At 69.9% G+C, this 24,452-nt stretch carries 25 protein-coding genes and 1 pseudogene; 12 read left to right on the top strand and 14 right to left on the bottom strand.

From position 1 onward, the window contains the following. Positions 1 to 66: 66 nt before the first annotated feature. From ACIRQP_RS05900 to ACIRQP_RS05890, 3 genes are all read right to left on the bottom strand, one after another. The gene (locus ACIRQP_RS05900) at positions 67 to 1,626 is read right to left on the bottom strand and encodes an alkaline phosphatase D family protein (protein WP_403884034.1); all 1,560 of its coding nucleotides are present in this window, start codon (positions 1,624 to 1,626) and stop codon (positions 67 to 69) included. Next, positions 1,623 to 2,207 (bottom strand): phosphoesterase, encoded by a 585-nt coding sequence (locus ACIRQP_RS05895; RefSeq protein WP_403884031.1) that lies wholly within the window; start codon positions 2,205 to 2,207, stop codon positions 1,623 to 1,625. The genes ACIRQP_RS05900 and ACIRQP_RS05895 overlap by 4 nt, the downstream gene beginning before the upstream one ends. Positions 2,208 to 2,934: 727 nt before the next feature. Continuing rightward, positions 2,935 to 4,164 carry an NADP-dependent malic enzyme gene (locus tag ACIRQP_RS05890; RefSeq protein ID WP_403884028.1) on the bottom strand — a complete coding sequence of 410 codons (1,230 nt, stop codon included), beginning with the start codon at positions 4,162 to 4,164 and terminating at the stop codon, positions 2,935 to 2,937. A 518-nt stretch (positions 4,165 to 4,682) separates the two neighbouring features. On the opposite strand from ACIRQP_RS05890, the gene ACIRQP_RS05885 reads away from it, so the two are divergent. The 3 genes from ACIRQP_RS05885 to ACIRQP_RS05875 are packed head-to-tail and all read left to right on the top strand — an operon-like array spanning position 4,683 to position 7,392. Next, entirely contained in the window at positions 4,683 to 5,639 is a 957-nt protein-coding gene (locus tag ACIRQP_RS05885; RefSeq protein ID WP_403884025.1) for an ABC transporter substrate-binding protein, read from the top strand. A 44-nt stretch (positions 5,640 to 5,683) separates the two neighbouring features. Continuing rightward, the gene (locus ACIRQP_RS05880) at positions 5,684 to 6,634 is read left to right on the top strand and encodes an amino acid ABC transporter permease (RefSeq protein ID WP_403884022.1); all 951 of its coding nucleotides are present in this window, start codon (positions 5,684 to 5,686) and stop codon (positions 6,632 to 6,634) included. A 5-nt stretch (positions 6,635 to 6,639) separates the two neighbouring features. Further along, complete coding sequence (locus tag ACIRQP_RS05875; RefSeq protein WP_106979208.1) at positions 6,640 to 7,392, top strand: amino acid ABC transporter ATP-binding protein; 753 nt, start codon at positions 6,640 to 6,642, stop codon at positions 7,390 to 7,392. 91 nt (positions 7,393 to 7,483) lie between these two features. Here the strand turns inward: ACIRQP_RS05875 and ACIRQP_RS05870 are convergent. Continuing rightward, a pseudogene (locus ACIRQP_RS05870) lies at positions 7,484 to 8,297 on the bottom strand (class I SAM-dependent methyltransferase). Positions 8,298 to 8,385: 88 nt separating this feature from the next. Here ACIRQP_RS05870 and ACIRQP_RS05865 point away from each other — a divergent pair. Then, the gene (locus ACIRQP_RS05865) at positions 8,386 to 9,015 is read left to right on the top strand and encodes a CGNR zinc finger domain-containing protein (RefSeq protein WP_403884020.1); all 630 of its coding nucleotides are present in this window, start codon (positions 8,386 to 8,388) and stop codon (positions 9,013 to 9,015) included. Here the strand turns inward: ACIRQP_RS05865 and sodX are convergent. Then, positions 8,919 to 9,335: a nickel-type superoxide dismutase maturation protease gene (gene sodX, locus ACIRQP_RS05860; RefSeq protein WP_403884017.1), complete on the bottom strand. Its 417-nt coding sequence runs from the start codon at positions 9,333 to 9,335 to the stop codon at positions 8,919 to 8,921. The two genes, ACIRQP_RS05865 and sodX, sit on opposite strands and share 97 nt — an antisense overlap. 150 nt (positions 9,336 to 9,485) lie before the next feature. On the opposite strand from sodX, the gene sodN reads away from it, so the two are divergent. Continuing rightward, a complete protein-coding gene (gene sodN, locus ACIRQP_RS05855; RefSeq protein ID WP_403884014.1) occupies positions 9,486 to 9,881 on the top strand; it encodes a superoxide dismutase, Ni in 396 nt (131 codons plus the stop codon). A gap of 300 nt (positions 9,882 to 10,181) precedes the next feature. On the opposite strand, the gene ACIRQP_RS05850 is transcribed toward sodN, so the two are convergent. The 3 genes from ACIRQP_RS05850 to ACIRQP_RS05840 form a co-directional block, all read right to left on the bottom strand. Continuing rightward, positions 10,182 to 10,514 (bottom strand): hypothetical protein, encoded by a 333-nt coding sequence (locus ACIRQP_RS05850; protein WP_403884012.1) that lies wholly within the window; start codon positions 10,512 to 10,514, stop codon positions 10,182 to 10,184. Between the two features lie 110 nt (positions 10,515 to 10,624). Continuing rightward, complete coding sequence (locus ACIRQP_RS05845; RefSeq protein ID WP_403884009.1) at positions 10,625 to 11,023, bottom strand: RidA family protein; 399 nt, start codon at positions 11,021 to 11,023, stop codon at positions 10,625 to 10,627. Positions 11,024 to 11,172: 149 nt separating this feature from the next. After that, a complete protein-coding gene (locus ACIRQP_RS05840) occupies positions 11,173 to 12,168 on the bottom strand; it encodes a LysR family transcriptional regulator (protein ID WP_403884007.1) in 996 nt (331 codons plus the stop codon). A gap of 190 nt (positions 12,169 to 12,358) precedes the next feature. Between ACIRQP_RS05840 and snpA the strand changes: the two genes are divergently transcribed. After that, positions 12,359 to 13,015 carry a snapalysin gene (snpA, locus tag ACIRQP_RS05835; RefSeq protein WP_403884004.1) on the top strand — a complete coding sequence of 219 codons (657 nt, stop codon included), beginning with the start codon at positions 12,359 to 12,361 and terminating at the stop codon, positions 13,013 to 13,015. A gap of 105 nt (positions 13,016 to 13,120) precedes the next feature. Then, entirely contained in the window at positions 13,121 to 13,837 is a 717-nt protein-coding gene (locus ACIRQP_RS05830; RefSeq protein ID WP_403884001.1) for a hypothetical protein, read from the top strand. Positions 13,838 to 13,936: 99 nt separating this feature from the next. On the opposite strand, the gene ACIRQP_RS05825 is transcribed toward ACIRQP_RS05830, so the two are convergent. The 4 genes from ACIRQP_RS05825 to ACIRQP_RS05810 form a co-directional block, all read right to left on the bottom strand. After that, positions 13,937 to 14,380 carry a DUF6304 family protein gene (locus tag ACIRQP_RS05825; RefSeq protein ID WP_403883998.1) on the bottom strand — a complete coding sequence of 148 codons (444 nt, stop codon included), beginning with the start codon at positions 14,378 to 14,380 and terminating at the stop codon, positions 13,937 to 13,939. A gap of 43 nt (positions 14,381 to 14,423) precedes the next feature. Further along, on the bottom strand, positions 14,424 to 15,008 hold the full coding sequence (locus ACIRQP_RS05820; RefSeq protein ID WP_403883995.1) for a dihydrofolate reductase family protein: 585 nt from the start codon (positions 15,006 to 15,008) through the stop codon (positions 14,424 to 14,426). Positions 15,009 to 15,136: 128 nt separating this feature from the next. Continuing rightward, complete coding sequence (locus ACIRQP_RS05815) at positions 15,137 to 16,198, bottom strand: family 2 encapsulin nanocompartment cargo protein polyprenyl transferase (RefSeq protein WP_403883992.1); 1,062 nt, start codon at positions 16,196 to 16,198, stop codon at positions 15,137 to 15,139. A gap of 217 nt (positions 16,199 to 16,415) precedes the next feature. Further along, complete coding sequence (locus ACIRQP_RS05810) at positions 16,416 to 17,822, bottom strand: family 2B encapsulin nanocompartment shell protein (RefSeq protein WP_403883989.1); 1,407 nt, start codon at positions 17,820 to 17,822, stop codon at positions 16,416 to 16,418. A 215-nt stretch (positions 17,823 to 18,037) separates the two neighbouring features. On the opposite strand from ACIRQP_RS05810, the gene ACIRQP_RS05805 reads away from it, so the two are divergent. Then, a complete protein-coding gene (locus ACIRQP_RS05805; protein WP_403883986.1) occupies positions 18,038 to 19,054 on the top strand; it encodes a 1-aminocyclopropane-1-carboxylate deaminase/D-cysteine desulfhydrase in 1,017 nt (338 codons plus the stop codon). Here the strand turns inward: ACIRQP_RS05805 and ACIRQP_RS05800 are convergent. Then, positions 19,036 to 20,631 carry a Na+/H+ antiporter gene (locus ACIRQP_RS05800; protein ID WP_403883983.1) on the bottom strand — a complete coding sequence of 532 codons (1,596 nt, stop codon included), beginning with the start codon at positions 20,629 to 20,631 and terminating at the stop codon, positions 19,036 to 19,038. The two genes, ACIRQP_RS05805 and ACIRQP_RS05800, sit on opposite strands and share 19 nt — an antisense overlap. Positions 20,632 to 20,666: 35 nt before the next feature. Here ACIRQP_RS05800 and ACIRQP_RS05795 point away from each other — a divergent pair, with 35 nt between their 5' ends. The 3 genes from ACIRQP_RS05795 to ACIRQP_RS05785 all read left to right on the top strand — a co-directional run bounded on the left by ACIRQP_RS05795 (position 20,667) and on the right by ACIRQP_RS05785 (position 22,565). After that, entirely contained in the window at positions 20,667 to 20,927 is a 261-nt protein-coding gene (locus ACIRQP_RS05795) for a UBP-type zinc finger domain-containing protein (RefSeq protein ID WP_403883980.1), read from the top strand. A gap of 244 nt (positions 20,928 to 21,171) precedes the next feature. Then, on the top strand, positions 21,172 to 21,585 hold the full coding sequence (locus ACIRQP_RS05790; RefSeq protein WP_030352798.1) for an anti-sigma regulatory factor: 414 nt from the start codon (positions 21,172 to 21,174) through the stop codon (positions 21,583 to 21,585). After that, positions 21,582 to 22,565 (top strand): RNA polymerase sigma factor SigF, encoded by a 984-nt coding sequence (locus ACIRQP_RS05785; protein WP_403883977.1) that lies wholly within the window; start codon positions 21,582 to 21,584, stop codon positions 22,563 to 22,565. The genes ACIRQP_RS05790 and ACIRQP_RS05785 overlap by 4 nt, the downstream gene beginning before the upstream one ends. Before the next feature lie 34 nt (positions 22,566 to 22,599). On the opposite strand, the gene ACIRQP_RS05780 is transcribed toward ACIRQP_RS05785, so the two are convergent. Beyond that, complete coding sequence (locus tag ACIRQP_RS05780; protein ID WP_403883974.1) at positions 22,600 to 23,040, bottom strand: hypothetical protein; 441 nt, start codon at positions 23,038 to 23,040, stop codon at positions 22,600 to 22,602. A gap of 170 nt (positions 23,041 to 23,210) precedes the next feature. On the opposite strand from ACIRQP_RS05780, the gene ACIRQP_RS05775 reads away from it, so the two are divergent. Further along, positions 23,211 to 24,179: a diacylglycerol kinase family protein gene (locus ACIRQP_RS05775; RefSeq protein WP_030352801.1), complete on the top strand. Its 969-nt coding sequence runs from the start codon at positions 23,211 to 23,213 to the stop codon at positions 24,177 to 24,179. The last annotated feature ends 273 nt before the right edge of the window (positions 24,180 to 24,452 follow it).

Below are 24,452 nucleotides of genomic sequence, written 5' to 3'. Positions count from 1 at the left end.
ACGATAGGGCGGGTGCGGGACGCGGAGGAACCGTACGCGCGTGTGACACGCGTCCCGCGCCCCGGATCAGTCCCTGCGGTACTGCGCGGGCGAGTTCCTCGTCGCCGGGTCCTCGTACGCGCCCGCCGTCCCCCGGTCCACATGGAAGGTCGTCAGCGTGGAGACGGGCGAGGCCGGATCCCGGCGGTCCTCGATCACCCGCATGTGGGTGGTGAAGCGCTCCGGTGTCACCTCGTACACGTCGTAGCCGTAGCGGTTTCCCTCGAAGTACTGGAGGTGCGGATTGGCCCGGCCCATGATCGGGCCGTTGGTCGCGTTCCACCCCGGGTCGTACGCGCTGGAGGTCACCGAGTGCGCCGTGAACTCCGTACCGATGACGGGCGATTCCGTGTTGTCGTAGTCCGGCCTGATGTCGTCGACGAACGCCGAGTGCCAGTCGCCCGTGAGGACGACGAGGTCTTCGAGGCCGCTCGTACGGACGTGTTCGAGCACCTCCTTGCGCTCGGTGAGGAAGCCGTCCCACTGGTCGGTGAACATGTACGAACCGCCGGGCGAGCCGCGCAGCTGGCTGAGCATGATCGAGTTGGCCCAGATGTGCCAGGAGTCGGGGGCGCGGTCGACGGTCTGCTTGAGCCATGCCTTCTGGCCGGCGCCGAGGATCGTGCCGTCCGGGAGGTTCTGCGCGGAGCGGTACTGCCGCAGATCCAGCACGGCCAGCTCCAGCAGATCGCCCCAGCGGCGTACCCGGTGGATGTCCGGGTCGGGCAGCGCGGAGTCACCGGCGTCGCGGTGCGGCAGATGCTCGTACCACGCCTGGTAGGCGGCGGCCCGGCGCTGGAGGAACGGCGCACCGCCGCCCGTACCGCTGTAGTCGTTGGCGACCTCGTGGTCGTCCCAGGTCAGGAACCAGGGGTGGGCGGCGTGCGCCTCGCGCAGCGAGGAATCGCCCTTGTACAGCGCGTGGCGCTTGCGGTAGTCGGCGAGCGTGTAGATCATCGGGCCGTTGTTGTCGCGGACGACATCGCCGCCCTCGGGCCCGTACTCGTAGATGTAGTCGCCGAGATGGATGACGAAGTCCAGCCGCTCGCGGGCGATCCCGCGCAGCGCCGCGTAGTAACCCTGCGGGTAATTCTGGCAGTTGGCCGTGGCGAAGCGGGCACTCCGCACGCGTCCCGAGGGTGCGGTCCTGGTCCTGCCGAGCCTGCTGGTACGGCCCAGCGCGGTGAACGCGTACCAGTACTCGCTGCCCGGACGCAGGCCGTGGACCGGTACGTGCACGCTGTGCCCGAGCGTCGCGGACGCGGGCGCCGTGCCCCGGGCGACGACCCGGCGCAGCGCCCGGTCCTCGGCCACGACCCAGCGCACCTCGACGACCTCCGGCAGCGGCTGCTCGCCGGACTCGGCGAACGGCTCCGGCGCGAGGCGCGTCCACAGCACCACGCTCGTCGGCTGCGGATCGCCCGAGGCGACGCCGAGCGTGAACGGCGCGGCGTCGTACGTCGAGCCGAGCGCCTCGGCGGCCTCGCGGGCCTGCGCGGGCGAGAGGCCGGCGCTCAGCGGCCAGACCACATTGAGCGCTCCGGCGGCTCCGGCCGCCTTGAGCAGATCGCGTCGGTTCAGTTTCATGCCCGTCCCCCCGAGGCCGTCAGAGTCAGCGATATCGCGTCGGCGTAACCGTCGTTGGAAACCCCGGAGCCGGTCCGGGTGAAGACGAGCAGCACCCGCGCCGACCGCGCGCCGGGCGGCACGGCGGCCTCGGCGGTCCGCTCGACCAGCGCGGTCCTGCCGCCGCGTTCGGCCGCCGTGACCGGGCCGAGCACGGACAGGGCGACGGGGGTGCCCCTGCCGTCGCGGAACTCGACCGACAGCCTGGCGCCGTCCTCCTGCGCGGCGTACCCGCCGAGCCACCCGGACACGGCGTACCGCACGCGCCCGGCGTCCACGGCGGCGCGGCCGGCCTTCCCGGCGACGGGCAGCGGGACGTCCTGGACGAGCGCGGTGCGGGGGCTGTTCCCGCCGGAGAAGAACCGGCTGCCTCGGTGTGCGGCGCCGGGGCCCGGGTCGGCGGGGGTGGGATAGCCGTTCCCGACGTCGTACCCGACGAGCGCGGGCGCGCCTTCCCGTACGACCCATCCGTGGACGGCGGCCACCGGCTCGGCGCTCCCTCCGGGCCCACGCTCGGCGTCACCGTTGACGAGCAGGTTCACAAGCGCCTCCTGTGTCGGCAGATGTCACGGAGCATCACAACAGGCGAGCGTGAACCGGGAGCGGCCCGCGACCAAACTTCCGGCGGGGGTCGCCGTCCGGCGGAGGGGTGCGGTGCGCCGTCCGGCGGGGGGCGGGTGCGGTGCGGGGTGCGGGTGCGGTGCGGGGTGCGTGGTCGTGTGCCGGGGGCCGGGGCCTCCGGAGGTCCGTGTCCGAACTGCGCTGCGATCGATATGCGACTCCGTCGCGTGGTCACCGCGCTTCGCGCGAGCTGCGACGCTTTACGTCCGGACACGCACCTCCTGCGACCCCGACCCCCTCCCCCCGGCGGTCGGCTCCCACTCACCGCCCGCCTGAGGATGGGGGTGAGTGCGGCCCGGCGGCCCCGGCCACTCGGCGGGGGTGAGTGGGCCGGTGCGGGAGGGTGCCGCCGCCTCCCCCGCCCGCCCTCGCACACGACCTCGTGGCTTGTGCGGGCGGTGAAGGGGGGCGCGCAGGGGTCGTGTCCGGGACACTGAAGCGTGATGTGTGGCGCGCGACCGCCCGTGCTCCGACTGTGGCCAGAGTCGCGCCGTACGGGGGTCCGGGGGTGTCCCCCGGAAAAGCACAGCATGCCGTCCAGGGCGCGAGCCCCGGAGCGACACCCGGCGACAACCCGCACCCGGAAACCGGCCCCGGGCCAAAGACGACCGCACCACGACCCCCCGCCGGACGGCGCAACGCCGGAGGCTACCGGCGGGCCACGCCCTCCGATCGCGCCGCCGCCGCCACCGCGGCCGTCACCGCCGGGGCCACCCGCTCGTCGAACGGCGACGGAATCACATAGTCCGCCGCCAGCTCCTCGCCGACCACGTCGGCCAACGCGTTCGCCGCGGCGATCTTCATGCCCTCCGTGATCCGGGACGCCCGGACCTGGAGCGCGCCCGCGAAGATCCCCGGGAAGGCGAGCACGTTGTTGATCTGGTTCGGGTAGTCGGAGCGCCCGGTGGCCACGACGGACGCGTACTGGTGCGCGATGTCGGGGTGGACCTCCGGGTTCGGGTTGGCCATCGCGAAGACGAACGCGCCCGGCGCCATCGACGCGATCGCCGGCTCCGGGACCGTACCGCCGGAGACGCCGATGAAGACGTCCGCGCCGGAGAGCGCGGACTCCAGCGAGCCGGAGAGCCCGGCGCGGTTGGTGATCTCGGCCAGTTCCCGCTTGACGTCGGTGAGGTCGTCGCGGTCGCGGCTGACGACGCCCCTGCGGTCGGTGACGGCGACATCGCCGATGCCCGCCTCCAGCAGGAACTTCGCGATGGCGACCCCGGCCGCCCCCGCGCCCGAGATGACGGCGCGCAATTCGCCGAGCTCGCGCTTCGTCAGCTTCGCCGCGTTGCGCAGGGCGGCGAGCGTCACGACGGCCGTGCCGTGCTGGTCGTCGTGGAAGACGGGAATGTCCAGCCGTTCCTGGAGCCTGCGCTCGATCTCGAAGCAGCGCGGCGCCGAGATGTCTTCGAGGTTGACGCCGCCGAAGGACGGCGCGAGCCGCACGACGGTGTCGATGATCTCGTCCGTGTCGGTGGTCGCGAGCGCCAGCGGCACCGCGTCGACCCCGCCGAACTGCTTGAACAGGATCGCCTTGCCCTCCATCACGGGGAGCGAGGCCTCCGGCCCGATGTCACCGAGTCCGAGCACCGCCGTTCCGTCCGTCACGACGGCGACGACCTGCGATTTCCAGGTGTAGTCGTGCACCAGCTCGGGCCGCTCGGCGATCGCGCTGCACACCTTCGCGACCCCGGGGGTGTACGCGAGGGACAGATCGTCCTTGTCACGCACCGGCACGGTGGCCACGATGGCCATCTTGCCGCCGCGGTGCAGCGCGAAGGCCGGATCGAAGCGCTCGTCGGAAGCACTCCCCGTACCGCCCTGGTTGTCGGTGGCGCTGTCGCTGCGAGGATTGACAATCTCCGCTGCCATGTGGATGACCCCTTAAGTCTTCATCAGTTGAGGGTTGCCGCTCCTGGTTGAGGAGGGGTGGGTGGGCACCGCGTGCGTGATCCGCGCCGGTTGGTCCGCTCGGCCCGAAAGGTGATACGTACGCGCGGGCGCGCCGCACACGCGCCCTGAGCCCCGGATGAGGGGTGTAATCGTCCTTCTTACCGGACGGACCGCACCGTCCACGAGTCCACATCTCCCTGGTGAGATGACCCATAGCCGAATATTCGGACACTTCCGGTAAGCGGCATGAATCATGCCCAGAAAGGGGGACGGACCGGAGATTATCCCGCCGAAAGGCGGTATTCCAGCAGATGGTCCGGTCTTGATGTACCGCCATGCCGGGGTGAGGGGGTCTCCCGTTACCCGATTTTGACATGCCTGGTCCCCTGAATGGGCCAGCCCGAATGGCAAGATGCCCTAATCACACTCGGTCGCGACACTCGAAGACGCGTGCTCGGCCAATTGGCAGCTCCCTCATCCGCCGGAGGATCCTGATCATGACCGCTAGCACCACCCGCCGGACGACCGTCGCGAAGTCCAGGATCGCCGCGGTCGGCGCGCTCGCGGTCGCGGGCACCCTGCTGCTGACCGCGTGCGGCGACCAGACCGAGGGCGCCAAGAAGGTCAGCGGTTCCTCCGCCGAGGCCCCGCTCTTCGACCAGCTGCCGAAGGCGATCCAGGACAAGGGCGTCATCAAGGTTGGCTCGGACATCGCGTACCCGCCGGTGGAATTCAAGGACAAGTCCGGCAAGACCGTCGGCATCGACCCGGATCTCGCCGGCGCGCTCGGTAAGCAGCTCGGCGTGACGTTCGAGTTCGAGAACGGCACCTTCGACACTCTGCTGACCGGTCTGCGGTCGAAGCGGTACGACATCGCCATGTCGGCCATGACGGACACGAAGGACCGGCAGAACGGTGTGGACGGCGACACCGGCAAGAAGGTCGGCGAGGGCGTCGACTTCGTCGACTACTTCACCGCCGGTGTCTCGATCTACACCAAGAAGGGCGACGACAAGGGGATCACCGCCTGGTCCGACCTCTGCGGCAAGAAGATGGTCGTCCAGCGCGGCACCGTCTCGCACGATCTGGCCAAGTCCGAGAGCGAGAAGTGCACGCAGGCCCGCAAGGGCAAGATCACGCTGGAGGCCTTCGACAACGACCTGGAGGCCCAGACCCGGCTGCGCGGCGGCGGCGCGGACGCCGGTTCCAGTGACTTCCCGGTCGCGGCGTACGCGGTGAAGACCTCGGGCGGCGGCAATGACTTCCAGCTGGTCGGTGAGCAGGTCGAGGCCGCTCCGTACGGGATCGCCGTCGCCAAGAACAACCCGCTGACGAAGGCGCTCCAGTCCGCGCTGGAGGCGATCATCAAGAACGGCGAGTACGACAAGATCATCGCCAAGTGGGGCGTCGAGGACGGCGCGGTCAAGGAAGCCAAGCTCAACGGCGGTTCCTGACTCCGCGCCCGCTTCGAAGGCTCTGAAAGGCATAGGCAACATCCGTGACGGTTGGCATCGACAAATCGGACGACCCCAAGGAAGGCCCACGGGACACGTCGTCCACCGCACCGGAATCCATCAAGGCGATTCCGGTGCGGCACTACGGGCGGTACGTGTCCGCGGTCGTCGCGATCGGAGTGCTGGTCGCGCTCGTGTACGCGTTCGCCCAGGGCGACGTGAACTGGGGCGCCATCCCCGACTACTTCTTCGACGGCCAGATACTGACCGGTGTCAAGAACACCGTGATCATCACGGTGCTCGCGATGCTCCTCGGGGTGGTGCTCGGCATCGTCCTGGCGGTGATGCGGCTGTCCAAGAACCCGGTGACGTCCGCCATCGCGTGGTTCTACATCTGGTTCTTCCGCGGCACGCCGGTCTATGTACAGCTGCTGGTCTGGTTCAACCTGGGCATCGTCTTCGAGTACATCAACCTCGGGCCCGTCTACAAGGACGAGTGGTCCTCGTTCATGACCCCGTTCCTGTGCGCGCTGCTGGGCCTCGGGCTCAACGAGGCGGCGTACATGGCGGAGATCTGCCGGGCCGGCCTCCTGGCGGTCGACGAGGGCCAGACCGAGGCGGCCCACGCGCTGGGCATGAGCCACACCAAGACGCTGCGCCGGATCGTCGTACCCCAGGCGATGCGTGTGATCGTGCCGCCCACGGGCAACGAGGTCATCAACATGCTGAAGACCTCGTCGCTGGCGGTGGCGGTGCAGTACACCGAGCTGCTGCGCGCAACCCAGAACGTGTCCCAGACCTCGGGCGCCACGGTGGAGATGCTCTTCCTGGCGGCGGCCTGGTACATGATCCTGACGTCGGTGCTCAGCATCGGCCAGTACTACCTGGAGCGCTATTACGCGCGCGGGTCGAGCCGCAGCCTGCCCATGACCCCGTTCCAGCGCGTCCGCGTCAACCTGCTGTCCCTCGGCCGGCCCAAGGGAGGCATGGCATGACCCAGATGGTGAAGGCCGAGGGCGTACACAAGTCCTTCGGCGCCGCCCATATCCTCAAGGGCATCGATCTGGAGGTCGCCCCGCGCGAGGTCTTCTGTCTGATCGGCCCGTCCGGCTCCGGCAAGTCGACCTTCCTGCGGTGCATCAACCACCTGGAGAAGATCAACGCGGGCCGGCTGTCGGTCGACGGCGAGCTGGTCGGCTACCGCCAGAAGGGCGACAAGCTGTACGAGCTGAAGGACAGCGAGGTCGCCAGGAAGCGCCGGGACATCGGCATGGTCTTCCAGCGCTTCAATCTCTTTCCGCATATGACGGCGGTCGAGAACATCATGGAGGCGCCGATCCAGGTGCGCGGCGAGGCGAAGGCCGTGGCCCGCGCCCGTGCCGAGCGGCTGCTGGACCGGGTCGGGCTCTCCGACAAGGCCGGGAGTTATCCGTCCCAGCTCTCCGGCGGCCAGCAGCAGCGGGTCGCGATCGCCCGCGCGCTGGCGATGGAGCCCAAGCTGATGCTCTTCGACGAGCCCACGTCGGCGCTCGACCCGGAGCTGGTGGGCGATGTGCTCGACGTGATGCGCGATCTGGCCCAGGACGGTATGACGATGATCGTGGTCACCCATGAGATGGGTTTCGCGCGGGAGGTCGGTGACGCGCTGGTCTTCATGGACGACGGTGTGGTCGTCGAATCGGGCCACCCGCGCGATGTGCTGACGAACCCTCAGCACGACCGGACGAAGTCGTTCCTGTCGAAGGTGCTGTAGAAGGTGGTCCGGGACGGGTGAGGGGCGGTACGGACCCGTCCGTACCGCCCCTCACCCGTGTGCCGGCCCCGGCCCGGCCCGGTCGGTCCGCCTACTTGAGCGCGAGGGCGAGCGCGTCGGACGGTGAGGACCAGACCGTCCGTACCTCCGTCGAAGCCCGCGTCACGCAGCTTCCGCGCGTGCCAGTCCACGGATGGAGTATCGCCTTCCGCGTGTTCGCCGTAGATCCTGAAGCGCTCGGCGGCCGGTCCCGCGAGGACCGGATCCCGGCCGACGAGCTCCCACCAGCCCGCCCAGTCGAGGGCGCCCGCGGCCTTCGCACGATCCATTCCGGCGTGCCGATGGGCGCGCTCGATCGCGTTGATCCTGGGGGTGGAGTCGTCCGTCATGTGGTCGGCGTTCATGAACACGCCGCCGTCCCGGACCAGGCCCGCGAGCTGCCCGTACAGCGCCGCGAGCGGTTCGGCGCGCAGCCAGTGGAGGGCGGTCGCGGTGAGTACGGCGTCGTACGAGCCGTACGGCAGGAGCGCCGTCCAGCCCGGGTCCTTCAGATCGGCGGTCACGAAGCTCACGCGCTCGTCCCCGGCGAAGGAGCCGCGGGCGATGGCGAGGAGCGCGGGGTCGAGGTCGACACCGGTGCTGGTCGCTCCGGGGAACCGGCGGAGCAGCCTGTCCGTGATACTTCCCGTACCGCAGGCGAGATCGAGCACTCTCGGTTCGGGGCCCACCGCGGCCTCGACCATGTCCAGCATGACCCGGAAGCGCTCCTCGCGGTCGGGCATGTACCACTCCTGCTGGCGGTCCCAGCTCTCCTGCCAGCCGCGCCAGTCCGTCCCCGCCGACTCGTCGGCCCCCGTGCCCGTGGTTCCCGTGGTTCCCGCACTCGCGGTTCCCGTCTCCGTCATGGAAACCCTCCCCTGTAATACCCTAGAAGCAAAATCAGCCATTACATCGTTGCCCTCAGACCCTAGACCGCTTCCGTAAGGACTACAAGTGGAACTGGCCTCTTACTCGGACTCCGCCGTACGACTGGTCAACACCGAGGAACCGGCCCGCGGTACGGACACCCTGACCTCGGTCGAGGCCGTCCGCGCCCTCTTCGGCCCCAGCTCCCAGGCGGCCCGCCGCGCCACCGACGCGGACGTCACCCGCTTCCGGTCGGTACGGGCCCGACTGCGCGCGGTCTTCACCGCCGCCGACGAGGGCGAGGCCACCCAGGCGGTGGACCTGCTCAACTCACTGCTGCTCGAATTCCCGGTCAGTCCGCAGATCTCGGGCCATGACTTCCTCGACGACGAGGGCCATCCGCGCTGGCACATGCACCTCGCGGACCACCCCTCCAACGCGACCGCCGGGTTCGCGGCGACGGCGGCGATGGGGCTCGCGTTCCATCTGACGGAGTACGGCGTCGACCGGCTCGGCCTGTGCCAGGCGGCGCCCTGCCGCAACGCCTATCTGGACACGTCCACCAACCGCTCGCGCCGCTACTGCTCGGACCGCTGCGCGACCCGCGCCAACGTCGCCGCCTACCGGGCCCGCAAACGCCTGGAGACCGAGCGCTCGGCCGACACCGGCCGCAGCGCCGACACCAGCCAGGACACCACGGCACGCGCCGACCGCTGATCCCCCAGCGGCCGGTACCGCGCCCGGACCCGCCCCAGCAGCAACTCCTCGGGCACCGTGCCGAACACCCGGCTGTCCCCCTCGGCCCCCGGATTGTCCCCGAGCACCCACCAGCCACCGTCGCGCCGCTCCACCAGCCGCTTCACGATGAGCAAGTCCTGTTGCAACGGGTGTTTCAGCACCGCCACGTCGCCCGGCTTGAGGGGAGCGCGATAGTGCACGAGGAGCTGATCGCCGTGCCTGAGCGTCGGATACATGGACGGACCCATCACCACAGCGATCCCCAACGACACCCTCGGCTCCCGCCCGTGCTCCGCCATTCGGCACCTCCCGGTCCCACGGTACGTTCCGCCACCCGTCCCATACTGACCCCGGACTTTTGTCCTAAGCCCTAGGGGGCACCCGCGAAAACAGGCTTCTCACGGAGTAATGTCCCACCTGAGAAGACGATCACGAGGAAGGACAGCTCCATGCTTTCCCGCCTGTTTGCCCCCAAGGTGAAGGTCAGCGCCCACTGCGACCTCCCCTGCGGCGTGTACGACCCCGCCCAGGCCCGCATCGAGGCCGAGTCGGTCAAGGCCGTCCAGGAGAAGATGCAGGGCAACGACGACGCCCACTTCCAGGCGCGCGCGACGGTCATCAAGGAGCAGCGCGCCGAGCTCGCGAAGCACCACGTCTCGGTGCTCTGGAGCGACTACTTCAAGCCCCCGCACTTCGAGAAGTACCCGGAGCTGCACCAGCTGGTCAACGACGCCCTGAAGGCGCTGTCGACCGCGAAGGGCTCGAAGGACCCGGCCACGGGCCAGAAGGCCCTGGACTACATCGCCCAGATCGACAAGATCTTCTGGGAGACGAAGAAGGCCTGATCGCCGATCATGCCGCTTGACCTGCGGTTACCTCATACGCAGCGCTTTTCGACCGCATCCGGTCCGCAGGACTCCGGCACGGAGTCCCTGCTGGACCGGGTGCGGTCGCTTTTTCGGGCGCCCTCGTCGGCGCATGGGGAGCCCGCTCCCTGTCAACGAGGCGTCCGCGCCGACCATGCAGGCGGCCGGAGTCGAGTCACCCTTGCGCCGCTACCACGTGCACGGGAAACGAATTGCCGAAGGTATCGCGAAGCCCGCCGAGGCCGGATTCGGCGCCGTGAAACCGGAGGAGGACCGCGCTCAGGAGTCGGGGAACGGGGTGTCGCTCCAGCGGAACCAGGCCTGGTCGTTCCGAATGTGCAGGAGGAATTCCGCCACCGGGCCGTCCGGGGACACCAGGGCGACCGCTCGTACGACGTCGTCGTACGCCGCCTCCCAGGCGTCGGGCTCTTCGTTCACGCGGTCCAGCAGGGACAGCTCGCGGTCGAACAGGGGCTTCACCGCGGCGAATCCGGGGCCCGGGGTGAAGTGGCCGCTGAGCCAGGGGAAGTCCGCCTCCTCAATGGCGATGTCGCCCAGCGGCTGCTCGTCCTGGCGCGAGACGACGTGCCAGATCTCGTCCGTAAAGCCCATCGGCTCCTCCTGCCGTCTTGCACGGCGCACCGCGCCAAGGGGGGCAGCATCTCAGAGGGGACTGACATCGGCGTCGGGGGTCGACGGGCTCCAAGCGAGGGAGAGAGGCGTCAGGGGGCCTCGGCCACGGCCGTGATCTCCACCAGCTGGCCCGTGTATCCGAGGCAGGTGACCCCGAGCAGCGTGGAGGTGTGCGGGGCCAGGGTCAGGCCGCTCTTGCGGACCACCTCCCAGACCCGGCTGAGATCGGCCGGCTCCGTCGCGGCCACGTACACCGTGGTCGCCACGACATCGGACAGGCCGCATCCGATCGCGCGCAGCGCGGTCTCCAGATTGGCGAGAACCTGCTCCGTCTGGGCCTCGAAATCGCCGGGGCCGACGAGCGTGCCGTCGGCGTCGAGCGGTACGGATCCGGCGAGGAAGGCGAGGCGCCGGTCCGTTTCGACGATCGCCGTATGCGCGTAGTCGGGCGGCGGAAACAGGCCGGGCACGGTCATGCGGTGAGCCATCGTCACTCCTCGGAGGGGCCGCCCGTCAGCTACGGGCACGGCTCCTGCTTACTCGGCCGGGCTCGGTCCGATCAACCGGTTTCCGGCTGCGCTCCCCCATGGAGCAGCCCCCGTCGGAACCCGGTCGGACCCCGTGAAGCGGCGCCCCCTCAGGCCGCCGGAGCGTGCAGCAGGGGGCTCTTGTGGGCGGTCAGCCATCTGCGGTAGTGGACCGCACGCAGCGCCGCCTCCCGGTACGACGCCTCCAGGTCCGTGAACACCTCATCGTGGCCGCCGGCCCCCTCCACGCCCGCTCCCCCCGTGGCCGCCCCCTCCGCGCCACGGCGCGAGAAGAGCAGCAGCCGCACCGCCAGCGGATCGTCCCGCAGCGGCCGTATCGCCATGTCGTCGCGCGGGCCCGACGTGGGCTGGCAGGGCGCGACCGCCTCGCCGACCGCGATCAGTGAGGCAGCCGTGAGGTAATCCCCATGCAATACGGGCGGGTTGAGCCCGGCCGCGCCCAATACCCGGCGCAGCCCGTCCCATTCACCGTCCACCGTCGGATCGACCATCCAGCGGTCCTCGGCGAGATCCGCCAGTTCCACGACGGGGCTGCCCGCCGCCGGATGGTCCCTGGCCATGGAGATGAACTGCGGTTCCCGTTCGACCAGTACGCGCCGCTCCAGCCCCTCGGGAACGAGCAGCGGGCAGCCCTCCACCTCGTGGACGAACGCCACGTCGAGCTGGCCCGCGGCGACCATCCGCAGCAACGCGTTGGCGGAGACGTCCATATGGAGGGAGATATCCGTACCGGGCAGCCGATTTCTGAGCCGGCGCAGCCATCCCACCAGGGCGCGGCTCGCGGTGGAGCCGATCCGCAGCCTCGGTCCGTCGGCCAGACCGGCCGCCACCCGCGCCTCGGCGACCAGCGAGGCCATCCCGGAGACGAGCGGACGGGCCCTGCTCAGTACCGAGCGGCCCAGCGGGGTGGGCCGGCAGCCGGTACGTTCCCGGGAGAACAGCTCCGCGCCCAACGCGTTCTCGATGCGCCGCAATTGCGTGGTCAGGGATGGCTGGCTCATCCCCAGCTGTCGCGCCGCCTTGTGCAGACTGCCCGCATCGGCAATGGCACACAGGGCACGCAGATGTCTCACCTCCAGCTCCATGCCCAGAGAGTAGAGCGGCCTCCCGCACCACACCAGATGTCCAAATCCCTGTAATTGGAGGCGCATTCGAAGATATACGGCCAGGGTGATGCGCTCGTGCTATCGGTCTTTGACATCATCCGCACAAGGGCGGACTCCCCGAGACTCTGCGGTACCGAACCCGTTCAACGGACACGTAGGAGCCCCCCACATGAGACACCCCAAGACCGCCATTTCCGCGATCGCCGGTATCGGTCTGGCATTCGCGACGCTCGGTGTCGCCCCCACCGCCACCGCTGCTCCGGCCCCCGCCGGCGAGGCCGCCACCTCCTCGTACGCCGCCTACGAGGGCTCGAAGGCGGAGGCCGCGGGCAACAAGGCGTTCTTCGAGGCCGTCCTGAAGTCGGTCGCCGAGAAGCGTGCCGCGAACCCCGGCGCCCAGGCCGTCACCGTGGTCTACAACGCGTCGAACGCGCCCACCTTCGCCGGCCAGATAGCCAGTTCCACCTCGATATGGAACAGCGCCGTCTCCAATGTGAAGCTCCAGGCGGGCAGCAACGCGGACTTCACGTACTACGAGGGCAATGACTCGCGCGGCTCGTACGCGAGCACCGACGGTCACGGTTCCGGCTACATCTTCCTGGACTACCGGCAGAACCAGCAGTACAACTCCACCCGCGTCACCGCACACGAGACCGGGCACGTCCTCGGCCTCCCCGACCACTACTCCGGCCCGTGCAGCGAGCTGATGTCCGGCGGCGGCCCCGGCACCTCCTGCCAGAACGCCCAGCCGAACGCGGCCGAGCGCTCCCGGGTCAACACCCTGTGGGCGAACGGCCTCGCCGCCGCGCTGGCCAAGGTCTCCTGACCTCCCCCGCGGAGACCACACGCCTGACCTCCCTCGCATGATCAGGGGCGCCCCGAACTCACCCAGGGGCGCCCCTTCCTGTGTCCCCCTTGGTAACTTCTCTCGGTGGACTTAAGTTCGGAGACCGGCGCGTCGCCCCACCGCGAGCCCCATCGCGAGCCGCATCGCGAGCCCCCCGGCGAGCCCGGCCACGATCTCGCCCGTGATCTCGGCCGGACCATCAAGGGCGATTTCGAGACACTCCTGACCGTACGGGCCGACCGCCCGGACCGGGTCGCGTGTCTCCATGACTGGGCCGCCGCCCATGGCCTCGCGGTCAGCCTCGTCGTCCTGGACCGCGGCCGTACCCCGTCCAGGCCGACGCTCACCCTGCCCGGTACGGGCACGCTCGACGAGCAGCGCCGGGCCGCCGAGCGGTGTGCGGAGCGCCTCGCGGAGGCCGGGTTCCCCGTCGTACGGACGAAGCTGGTGGCGGCGCCCTGGAACGAGGGGGTGCCGCAGACCGACGCCGAGGCCGCGACGCTGCCCGCGTACTGTCACTTCGAGCACCGTGTCACGCTGCGGCTGCCGATCCCGTACGACACCCGACGCCTGGCCGCGGTCGCCGAACGGCACAGCGCGCATGTCTCGCGCGCCGCGCGCCGGGTGCTGTCGCGCGGGGTCCAGGAGCGCTCCGTGACACAGCGCGCCCGCGGAGTCGGCAGACTGGCGGCGCGCGCCCGGCTGGACGCGCTGCTCGACGGACTGATGGTGGCCGGATTCCAACCGGCCGACATCGCGGAGGGGTTGGTCCTCCACGACGACGCCCCGGTCCCCGACTAGACGACCAAGGGCTGTCCCGGGGGCCGGAGGCGTCCCGGGAGGCCCCAGGGGGTCCCGGGAGATCCCGAGAGGGACCGAGAGGTCCCGGAGGTCAGCTCGTCAGGACGCTCCCACCAGCGGCCGGTCGCCCAGTTCCGTACCGCTCGGCAGCTGACGCCGGATCCGGCCGAGCGCCTCCTCGAAGCCTCCCCCGGCGATCCCCGACGCGTAGGCCGCCCCGCCGCAGTGCAGCGTCAGGCTCAGCTCCGCCCGGCCGACCGGACCCTCGGCCGCCCGGTCACCGAGCGTCAGCAGACAGCTGAGCGTGGCCTGCTGGACCGCGTCGGCCGAACTGACGGGCAGCGGTATGTCCCATTCCATGACGCAGGACGACAGCGGCCCGCCCGCCCCCACCGCTTCCAGGACGGCGAAATCCGCCCCTTCGTACTCAACTCCCCTGATATGAGTACGTACTTGCCGTCCACCCGCGCTCAGGGTGATCGCTTCCGCGCCAAGGCGGTCCCGGTACCAACCCGCCCATGAATCCGTCGACTCCGCTGTCATGGCGCGGACTGTAGCGGTACCGGATCTTCCGTCGCAGCACGGGTCACGGCTTCCGGTCATACTTCCTCACGAGCACACCGTTCCCGAACGTCCTTACGGATTCCAGGGCGAACTCAGCGAGGGCGAAATCCGCGGCGAACATCGGCATTCCCGAGCCGAGGACCAGCGGATACGTCTTGATGATCAGCTCGTCGATCTCGTCGACCAGCTGCCCGGCGAGATCGGCGCCGCCGCAGAGATAGATCCCGAACCCGCCCTCCTCCGCCTTCAGTTCCCGCACCTTCGCGACGACGTCCCCGGAGACGATCTCGACCGCGGGATCCGGGCTCTCCTTGATGCTGCGCGACACCACGTACTGGCGCAGGTGCGCGTACGGGCTGGTGATCCCGCCCTTCAGGACGAGGTCGTAACTGGCCCGGCCCTGGATGATGGTGTCGAAGCGCCGGTTCTCCAGATCGTCGATACCGAGGGGCCGGCGGCCATGGGTGGGCAGGGCCTCCGGGTACTCCGCCTTCATGAAGGCGAGGAACTCCTCGTCCACGAAGGACAGAAAGGCCGTCCCGTCCCCTGAGGGGTCGCCGATGAACCCGTCGATCGATACCGCGATGTAGTACGTGAGCTTGCGCAAGCCGGATCCTCCGGGCCACTGGACGACGGGAAGGGCCGGCGCCCCGAGAGCGCTTGACCACTGCACTCATAGTGATTCGGGTGGAGTGGTCGCGCAAGCGGAATTCCCGCTGCTGTCGTCCGCCCGCCTCAGCGGGTACGGCGCGTCACGAACTCCGCCAGGGCGAGCAGATCGTCCGCCGCCGAGAGATCGGGGACCGCCCGGGACAGTTCGTGCACGGCCCGGGACATCCGCTCGGCCGCCTGGAACTGCGCCCAGTCGCGCCCGCCCGCCCGTTCGACGGCGTCGGCCGCGCGCGCCACGGCCCCGGCGTCCATCGGCCCCCGGTACAGCTCGGCCAGTTCCTCGGCCGCCGGGGTGCCCGAGGCCAGGGCCGCGACCACCGGCAGGGACTTCTTGTGGGCGGCCAGATCGGCACCGGCCGGTTTGCCCGTACGGTCGGGCTCCCCCCAGATCCCGATCAGGTCGTCGATCAGCTGGAAGGCGAGCCCCGCCTCCCTGCCGAAGGCATCCAGCGCGGCGACCTGCTCCTCCCCCGCGCCCGCGTACAGCGCGCCGAGGGCGCAGGAAGCGCCCAGCAGGGCACCGGTCTTGGCCGTCGCCATGGCCACGCACTCGTCCAGCGAGACCTCGTGCGGATCGCGCTGCTCGAAGGCGCAGTCCGCCTGCTGGCCCGCGCACAGCTCGATGACGCAGGCCGTGAGCCTGGCGGAGGCGGCGGCCGACGCCGGGTGCGGGTCCTCGGCGAGCAGCCGCAGCGCGAGGGCCATCATGGCGTCGCCCGCGATGATGGCGTCGGCGGTACCGAAGACCGTCCAAGCGGTGGCGCGATGCCGTCGGGTCGGGTCCTCGTCGATCACATCGTCGTGGAGCAGCGTGAAGTTGTGGGCCAGCTCGACGGCGACGGCGGCTCGTACGGCGTGGTGCGGATCCCCGCCGAGCGAGCGTGCCGCGGCGAGGACGAGGGCGGGTCTGATCACCTTGCCCGCCCGGCCCGAGGCCGGGGTGCCGTCGGCGTGCTCCCAGCCGAAGTGGTACATCGCGACCCGGCGCAGGGAATCGGGCAACGACTCGACGGTGGAGCGGAGTTCGGGATGGACAGCGGTGCGGGTGCGCTCCAGGAGTGCCACGGCCTCGTGGCCCTCGCTGCTGGTCATGGTCACGGTCACTTCCTCTGCGGCATGCGGCATGCGGCGTACGGCATGCCGCATGTGCCACGGGACATGGGACATAGGGCATGCGGCATGGGCACGGGGCATGCGGCACGGGCATGGGGCGTGCGGTGCGGACCAGGGCCCGACACCGGGTGCCGGTGTCCGGGTGTCGGTGTCCGGGTGTCGGTGTCCGGGTGCCCCGGGGGCCCGGCCGTACGGACAGCACGGCCGGGCCCGCCCCGGGCCGGTCACCTCACCCCCAGCGGCCCACTTCCACGTTCTCCAGCACACCGACGGCGTCCGGCACCAGAATGGCGGCCGAGTAGTAGGCCGTGACCAGGTACGAGATGATCGCCTGCTCGTCGATGCCCATGAAGCGCACCGACAGGCTCGGCTCGATCTCGTCCGGGATCCCGCTCTGCTGAAGGCCGATGACACCCTGCTCGGCCTCGCCCGTACGCATACAGATGATCGAGGTCGTCCGGGCGTCCGAGATCGGGATCTTGTTGGACGGGAAGATCGGCACCCCGCGCCAGGCGGGCACATGATGGCCCGCCACCTCCACACTGCCCGGAACGAGCCCCCGCTTGTTGCACTCGCGCCCGAACGCGGCGATGGCCCGCGGGTGCGCGAGGAACATCTTCGAGCCGCGGCGGCGGGAGAGCAGCTCGTCCATGTCGTCCGGGCTCGGTCCGCCGTCGTACGGCTGGAGCCGCTGCCCGTAGTCGCAGTTGTTGAGCAGGCCGAACTCGCGGTTGTTGATCAGCTCGTGCTCCTGGCGCTCGCGCAGCGCCTCGACCGTGAGCCGCAACTGCTGCTCGGTCTGGTTCATGGGCTGGTTGTAGAGGTCGGCGACCCGGCTGTGCACCTTCAGCACGGTCTGCGCGACGCTCAGTTCGTACTCGCGCGGCGTCGCGTCGTAGTCCACGAACGTATGGGGTACGACGCTCTCTCCGACATGTCCGGCGGAGAGATCGATGGCGGCCTCGCCGTACTTGTTGGTGCGCTGGCGCGGTACGGACACCAACGCCGCCAGATGGTCGCGCAGCGACTCCTCGCGCTCCGCGAGGTTGCGTACGTCCCCCCGGCTCAGCACCAGCACGGTGCAGGCGGTCACCGCGCGCGCGGTGTACTCCCAGGTGGCCTCCCCGTCCAGCAGGGCCTGGTCGCCGAAGTACGCCCCGTCGGCGAGTACTTCGAGCACCGCGTCGTCCCCGTAGGGACCCGAGCCCACCTTCTCGACCCGTCCGTGCGCCAGCAGGAAGACCTCGTCCGCCGCGTCGCCGGAGGCCACCATGACCTGGCCCGCCGCGAACTCCCGCTGCTCGCAGCGGCGCGCCAGCTCGGCCAGCACGCCCTCGTCACCGTACGCGCGCAGCGCCGGCAGCTCGCCGAGCTCGGCGGGGATGACCGCCACCCGGTCCCCCGTCTGCACGAACGTCACGCGTCCGTCGCCGACCGCGTGGCTGAGCCTGCGGTTCACCCGGTACGTACCGCCCTGGACCTGCACCCAGGGCAGCATCCGCAGCAGCCACCGTGAGGTGATCTCCTGCATCTGCGGTACCGATTTGGTGGTGGTCGCCAGGTTCCGGGCCGCGGCCGTTCCCAGACTCTGCTGGGACGGCGGCTGCCCTGCGAGAACCTCGTTACCAACCGACATGAAGTCTCCCCTTCGATCATGTACCGACCTGCGAGAAGAATGGTTCCATCACGTGGCGTGCATCCGCCATTACACATATGAGTGGGACTGGATCGCCCAGAACGGGGAATTACACGCGCACGTTCGTCCAGGCGTCGCGCGCCGCCGGTACCCGCGCGGAGACCGGCGGCGCTCCCCCCCGCGGGACGCCACGGCGAAGACGCCACAATGAAGGGGTGCCCGACCCTGAAACGCCCGACCTCGCCGCCCTGCGGCCCCGGCTGCCCTCGCCGCTGGTGCCCGCCGACGACGAACGTTTCACGCGCCACGGCGTACGGCTGCTGCTCAAACGCGACGATCTGATCCACCCCGAACTGGCCGGCAACAAGTGGCGCAAACTGGCTCCGAATCTGCACGCCGCCGCCGCGAGCGGCCGGCGGACGCTGCTGACCTTCGGCGGCGCGTACTCCAACCATCTGCGCGCGACCGCCGCCGCCGGGCGGCTCCTCGGCTTCGCCACCGTCGGTGTCGTACGGGGCGAGGAGCTGGCGGGCCGGCCGCTCAATCCGTCGCTCGCCCGGTGCGCGGCCGACGGGATGCGGCTGTGTTTCGTGGACCGCGCGGTCTACCGGCGCAAGGCGGAGCCCGAGGTGATGGCCGCGTTCCTCGGCCGGGCGGGGCTGGAGCCCGACGCCGTGTATGTCGTGCCCGAAGGCGGCAGCAACGCGCTCGCGGCCCGGGGATGCGCCGAGCTGGGTCGGGAGCTGCACGGCGTGGCCGGGACCGTCGCCGTGGCCTGCGGCACCGGCGGGACGCTCGCGGGGCTGGCCGCCGGACTGGGGAGCGGCCAGCGCGCCGTGGGATTCCCGGTGCTCAAGGGCGACTTCCTGGAGCGGGAGATACAGGAGCTCCAACGGGCCGCGTTCGGCGGCCCTGTGGGCGACTGGCGGCTCGACGGACGCTTCCACTTCGGCGGCTTCGCCCGTACCACCCCCGCCCTCGACGCGTTCGCCGAGGAGTTCGGGGAGCGGCACGGGCTGCGGGTGGAACGTCTCTATGTCGCCAAAATGCTGTACGGCCTGACCACACTGGCCGAGGAGGGCGCCTTCCGGCCGGGCACGACCGTCGCCGCCGTCATCACGGGCCATCCGGAACCGTCCCAGCCGGAACCGCCTCGACCGGAACCGTCCCGGCCCGAGCCGCGCGAGCCCAGGCCGCCTCGGCCGGAACCGCCTCAGCCCTCCTCCCGGTAGGCCGCCGCCTCCTCCAGGTCCAGTCTGCGCAGCAGCGTCCGCATCATCTCGTCGTCGATCCGCCGCCGGTCCCGCAGTTCCACGAACACCTCGCGCTCCGCCGCGATCATCTCCCGCGACAGCCGCCGGTAGGTCTCGTCCGCCGACTCCCCCGTCACCTCGTTGACCGCCCCGAGCCGCTCCCAGACCGCGTTGCGGCGGCGGTCCAGGACGTGCCGGAGCCGTTCGGCCAGTGGCGGCGGCAGCGCGTTGCGTTCATCTCTCAGCAGTGCGTCCAGCCGCCGTTCAGCCGCCCCCGACGCCTCGCTCTGCGCCTGCGCCTCGGCCAGTGTCTCGGCCTGCCGGTCGCGGCCCGGGATCTTCAGCAGCCGGATCAGCGGAGGCAGCGTGAGGCCCTGCACCACCAGCGTGCCGATCACGGTCGTGAAGGTCAGGAACAGGACGAGATTGCGCCCGGGGAACGGCCGTCCGTCCGCCAGTGCCAGCGGAATGGAGAACGCGATCGCCAGCGACACCACACCGCGCATCCCGGCCCAGCCGACGATCAGCGGGCCGGTCCAGTCGGTGTCCGGTTCGCGCTCCCTGATCCTCGGGGACAGCACGCGCGGCACGAAGGTCGCCGGATAGACCCAGACGAATCTGACCACCACGACCACCGCGAAGACGCCCACCGCGTACAGCAGCGCCTGCCCGACCCCGTACTCCCCGAGTCCCTTGAGCACGTAGGACAGCTGGAGTCCGATCAGCGCGAACACCACCGACTCCAGGATGAACGCGACCATCTTCCACACCGCCGCTTCCTGGAGCCGGGTCTCGAAGTCCACCTGCCAGGAACGGTGTCCGAGATAGAGCGCGACCACGACGACGGCCAGCACCCCTGACGCGCCCACGTGTTCGGCCAGCGCGTAGGCGATGAACGGGATGAGCAGCGAGAGGGTGTTCTGGAGCAGGGCTTCGGTCAGATGGGTCCGGAGCCAGTGCAGCGGCACCATCAGCACCAGCCCCACCCCGATGCCGCCGAGCGAGGCGAGCGCGAACTCCCCGATCCCGCCGGCCCAGCTCGCGCCCTCGCCGACCGCCGCGGCCAGCGCCACCTTGAACGCGGTGATCGCGGTCGCGTCGTTCACCAGGGACTCGCCCTGGAGGATGGTGGTGATCCGGTTCGGCAGCCCCAGTTTGCGCGCGATGGCCGTGGCCGCGACCGCGTCCGGCGGTGCGACCACCGCGCCGAGCACCAGCGCCGCGGTCAACGGAAGATCGGGCACCAGCAGGTACACCAGCCAGCCGACCGCGACCGTCGCGAAGAGGACATAGCCCACCGACAGCAGCGCGACCGGTCTGATGTTCGCGCGCAGATCGAGATACGAACTGTCCACCGCGGCCGTGTACAACAGCGGCGGCAGCACCAGCGGCAGCACGATATCCGGATCCAGTGTGTAATCCGGTACACCCGGTACATACGAGGCGACCAGCCCCGCGGCGACCAACAGCAACGGCGCGGCCACCGGCGTCCTGCGAGCCGCGCCGGCGATGACCGCGCTCCCCGCCACCAGCGCGATCAGCGGCAATACGTCCATTCCACGTCCTCTGCACCCGTCGTAACCTGGTCATCATGAGCGAGTGCCCCCACATCGCGGAACTGCCGCACCCCGAGCCCGCACCGCACGGTGACACCTGCCACGACTGCCTCGCGGCCGGCAGTCACCCCGTACAACTGCGGAAGTGTCTGGTCTGCGGAAAGATCGGCTGCTGTGACTCCTCGCCGTACCAACACGCGACACAACACTTCAAGGACACGGGACATGCCGTGATGCGGAGTTTCGAGCTCGGGGAGAGCTGGCGGTGGTGCTTCGTGGACGGTTCGATCGTCTGACGACTGGGTACGTCAACCCTCCGCCGGTTCTTCGTAATTGGACGCCACAGACCTCTAGCCACTTTCTGTGTTCATATGGTTACCATGAGTGACAGCCGCTGGGTGGGGGTCCCGGCGACACAGCACCATGGATCGCGATAGCGTCGCCACTCCAGACCGGCTACGTACCGACTACGTACCGCAAGGCTCCTGGACACCCCCCGTCCCTGAGCCCAGAAGAGCTTGTGCCACCTTGGAGGTGAGGGTGTCCCAGATCGCAGGCGAGCCCGGGACCCAGGACTTCGTGGAAGTCCGGCTGCCCGCTGCGGGTGCCTACCTGTCCGTGCTGCGTACGGCCACGGCCGGCCTCGCGGCGCGCTTGGACTTCACCCTCGACGAGATCGAGGACCTCCGCATCGCGGTGGACGAGGCCTGCGCGATCCTGCTCCAGCAGGCCGTACCGGGCTCCGTACTCAGCTGCGTCTTCCGGCTCATCGAGGACGCGCTCGAAGTGACCGTGTCGGCGCCCACCACCGACGGACGCGCGCCGGAGCGCGACACCTTCGCCTGGACAGTGCTCTCCGCGCTGGCCGGCAAGGTCGACTCGACGGTCGCGGAGGACCGTACGGTCACCATCAGCCTCTACAAACAGCGCGGCGCGGGACCCGGGCCGGCGTGAGGAACGGGGACGGTCCGGTGCGTGACGAGGGGCGCATCCCACGGGAGCCGCGGGAAGGGCACGAAGCTCCGTCGGAGCCGGAGCCCGCCCCCGCGGGCATCCCGGAGCAGCAGGCCCGTCCCCATCCGGAGGACGGGCTTGACGGCCAGACGGCCGCGGCGGAGCAGGCGCAGGCAGAGCGGGCGGCCACTATGAGCGAGCAGCACAACGACAAACAGCACGATCCACATGACCGCAGCGGGGCGCGGGCGATGTTCGTCGAGCTGCGCGAGCTGCCTGACGGCTCGCCCGAGAAGGCGGACCTCCGCAATCAACTGGTGCGGATGCATCTGCCGCTGGTCGAGCATCTGGCGAGACGGTTCCGCAACCGCGGCGAGCCGCTGGACGATCTGACACAGGTCGCCACCATCGGCCTGATCAAGTCCGTGGACCGCTTCGATCCGGAGCGTGGGGTCGAATTCTCGACCTATGCGACGCCGACGGTCGTCGGGGAGATCAAACGGCATTTCCGGGACAAGGGCTGGGCGGTCCGGGTGCCGCGCCGTCTCCAGGAACTGCGGCTCGCCCTGACGACGGCCACCGCCGAACTCTCCCAGCAGCACGGCCGTTCGCCCACGGTCCATGAGCTGGCGGAGCGGCTCAGCATCTCGGAGGAAGAGGTCCTGGAGGGCCTGGAGTCCGCCAACGCGTACTCCACACTGTCACTGGACGTCCCGGACACGGACGACGAATCCCCGGCGGTCGCGGACACACTGGGCGCGGAGGACGAGGCGCTGGAAGGCGTCGAGTACCGCGAGTCGCTCAAGCCGCTGCTGGAGGATCTGCCGCCGCGGGAGAAGCGGATTCTTCTGCTGCGGTTCTTCGGCAACATGACGCAGTCGCAGATCGCGCAGGAGGTCGGCATCTCGCAGATGCATGTCTCGCGACTGCTGGCCCGCACGCTCGCGCAGCTGCGCGAGCGGCTGTTGGTGGAGGAGTAGGAGCCGGCGGCGCCGGGGGTCGTGCCGCGGAGGGCTACGACCGGGAGTCGCCGGCGGGGCCGCGGATACCGAGGGCTTCCGTGGTGGTGGGGTTGACCAGCAGGACCAGCCCCGTCACCGCGACCACCGCGAGCGCGATCCCGGCCGGGATCATGCCGCCCGTGGAGGTCAGCAGCGTATAGGCGACGGGCAGCGCCATGATCTGGGTGATCAGCGCGGGCCCCCGGCTCCAGGCGCGCCGCAGCAGCAGCCCGCGCGCGGCGATCAGCGGGATCACACCGAGCGCGATCAGGGTGATCCCGCCCATCTCCGCCTGCTGCGGGCTGTCGGGCTTCCCGAGCAGGCCCATCACCACCAGATACACACCGCCGACGACCAGTGCCAGGGCTTCGAGCCCACAGGCGGCGGCCGCCGCGGTCAGGCGCGTAGGGCGCGGGGAGGATGCGGGGGCGGTCTGCTCACTGCTGCTGCTCACCTCTGCAGGGTAACCACAGGGCCGCCGCGCACCCCCCGACAGCCCCGGCTTTCCGGGCCGACAGGCCCCGGCGTCGGGGCCCGGCAGGCCCGGTGTCGCGGCCCGACAGGCCCCGGCGTCCCGGGCTCCCGGGGACGTTCCTCCGGCGCCCGGCCGGTAATCTGCTCGGCATGCGCGCACTCCTCGTGGTCAATCCGGCAGCAACCACCACCAGTGCCCGCACACGTGACGTACTGATCCACGCGCTCGCCAGCGAGATGAAGCTGGAAGCGGTAACCACGGAGTACCGCGGACACGCCCGTGACCTGGGCAGACGGGCCGCCGACTCGGATGACATCGAGCTGGTCGTCGCCCTCGGCGGTGACGGCACGGTCAACGAGGTCGTCAACGGACTGCTGCACAACGGCCCCGATCCCGACCGGCTGCCGCGCCTCGCGGTGGTGCCCGGCGGTTCGACCAATGTCTTCGCCCGCGCGCTCGGGCTGCCCAATGACGCGGTCGAGGCGACCGGTGCGATCCTGGACGCGCTCGCCCTGCGGAGCGAACGTACGGTCGGTCTGGGACTGGCGGCCGGGACGCCGGGCACCGAGGACGAGTCCGTGCCGTCCCGCTGGTTCACCTTCTGCGCCGGCTTCGGTTTCGACGCGGGGGTGATCGGGCGGGTCGAACAGCAGCGGGAACGCGGGAAACGGTCGACGCACGCTCTTTATGTGCGCCAGGTGGTACGGCAGTTCCTTGAGGAGCCGCACCGTCGGGGCGGGCTGATCACACTGGAACGCCCCGGTGAGGATCCGGTGAAAGATCTTGTCCTCTCCATAATCTGCAACACCGCCCCCTGGACCTACCTGGGCAATCGTCCGGTGTACGCGTCCCCCGCGGCCTCTTTCGATCTGGCCCTCGATGTCCTCGGGTTGAGCAGAATGTCGACTCCGGCGGTAGCCAGATATGCGACCCAATTGCTCACTTCGACCCCCGATCGGGGCCCCCGCGGACGCCATGCGGTGTCCCTTCATGACCTGACCGACTTCACCTTGCATTCCAAGGCGCCCCTCCCCTTCCAGATGGACGGCGACCATCTCGGACTGCGCACGAGCGTGACGTTCACAGGCGTACGCCGTGCACTGCGTGTGATTGTGTGAGTGGAAGGGGCCAAAGTCCTTTCACTCGAACGTTTAGGCTGGCATCCACCCCATGGAAGTACGGCTGTGACCTAGTCGACACCGAGGAATCAAAAAAAACTTTCCAGAAGGGGTTGTATCCGCCGCCGAGGTTTGCGAATCTCTACATGGCGCTCGGGACGGCCCGCAACATCGGCCTCTCTGAGAGCCAGAACCCCTCCTCAAACCAAGGACCCCGCCGGTCTCGACTGGCGGTCGGCCCTTCCCTTGTCGGGGGATTCGTGAAAGCGTTCA

This window comes from Streptomyces sp. NPDC102274, assembly GCF_044766385.1.
Taxonomy (GTDB): Bacteria; Actinomycetota; Actinomycetes; order Streptomycetales; family Streptomycetaceae; genus Streptomyces.
The sequence above is the reverse complement of the archived record's forward strand: the minus strand, read 5'-3'. Positions and strand labels throughout refer to the sequence as shown.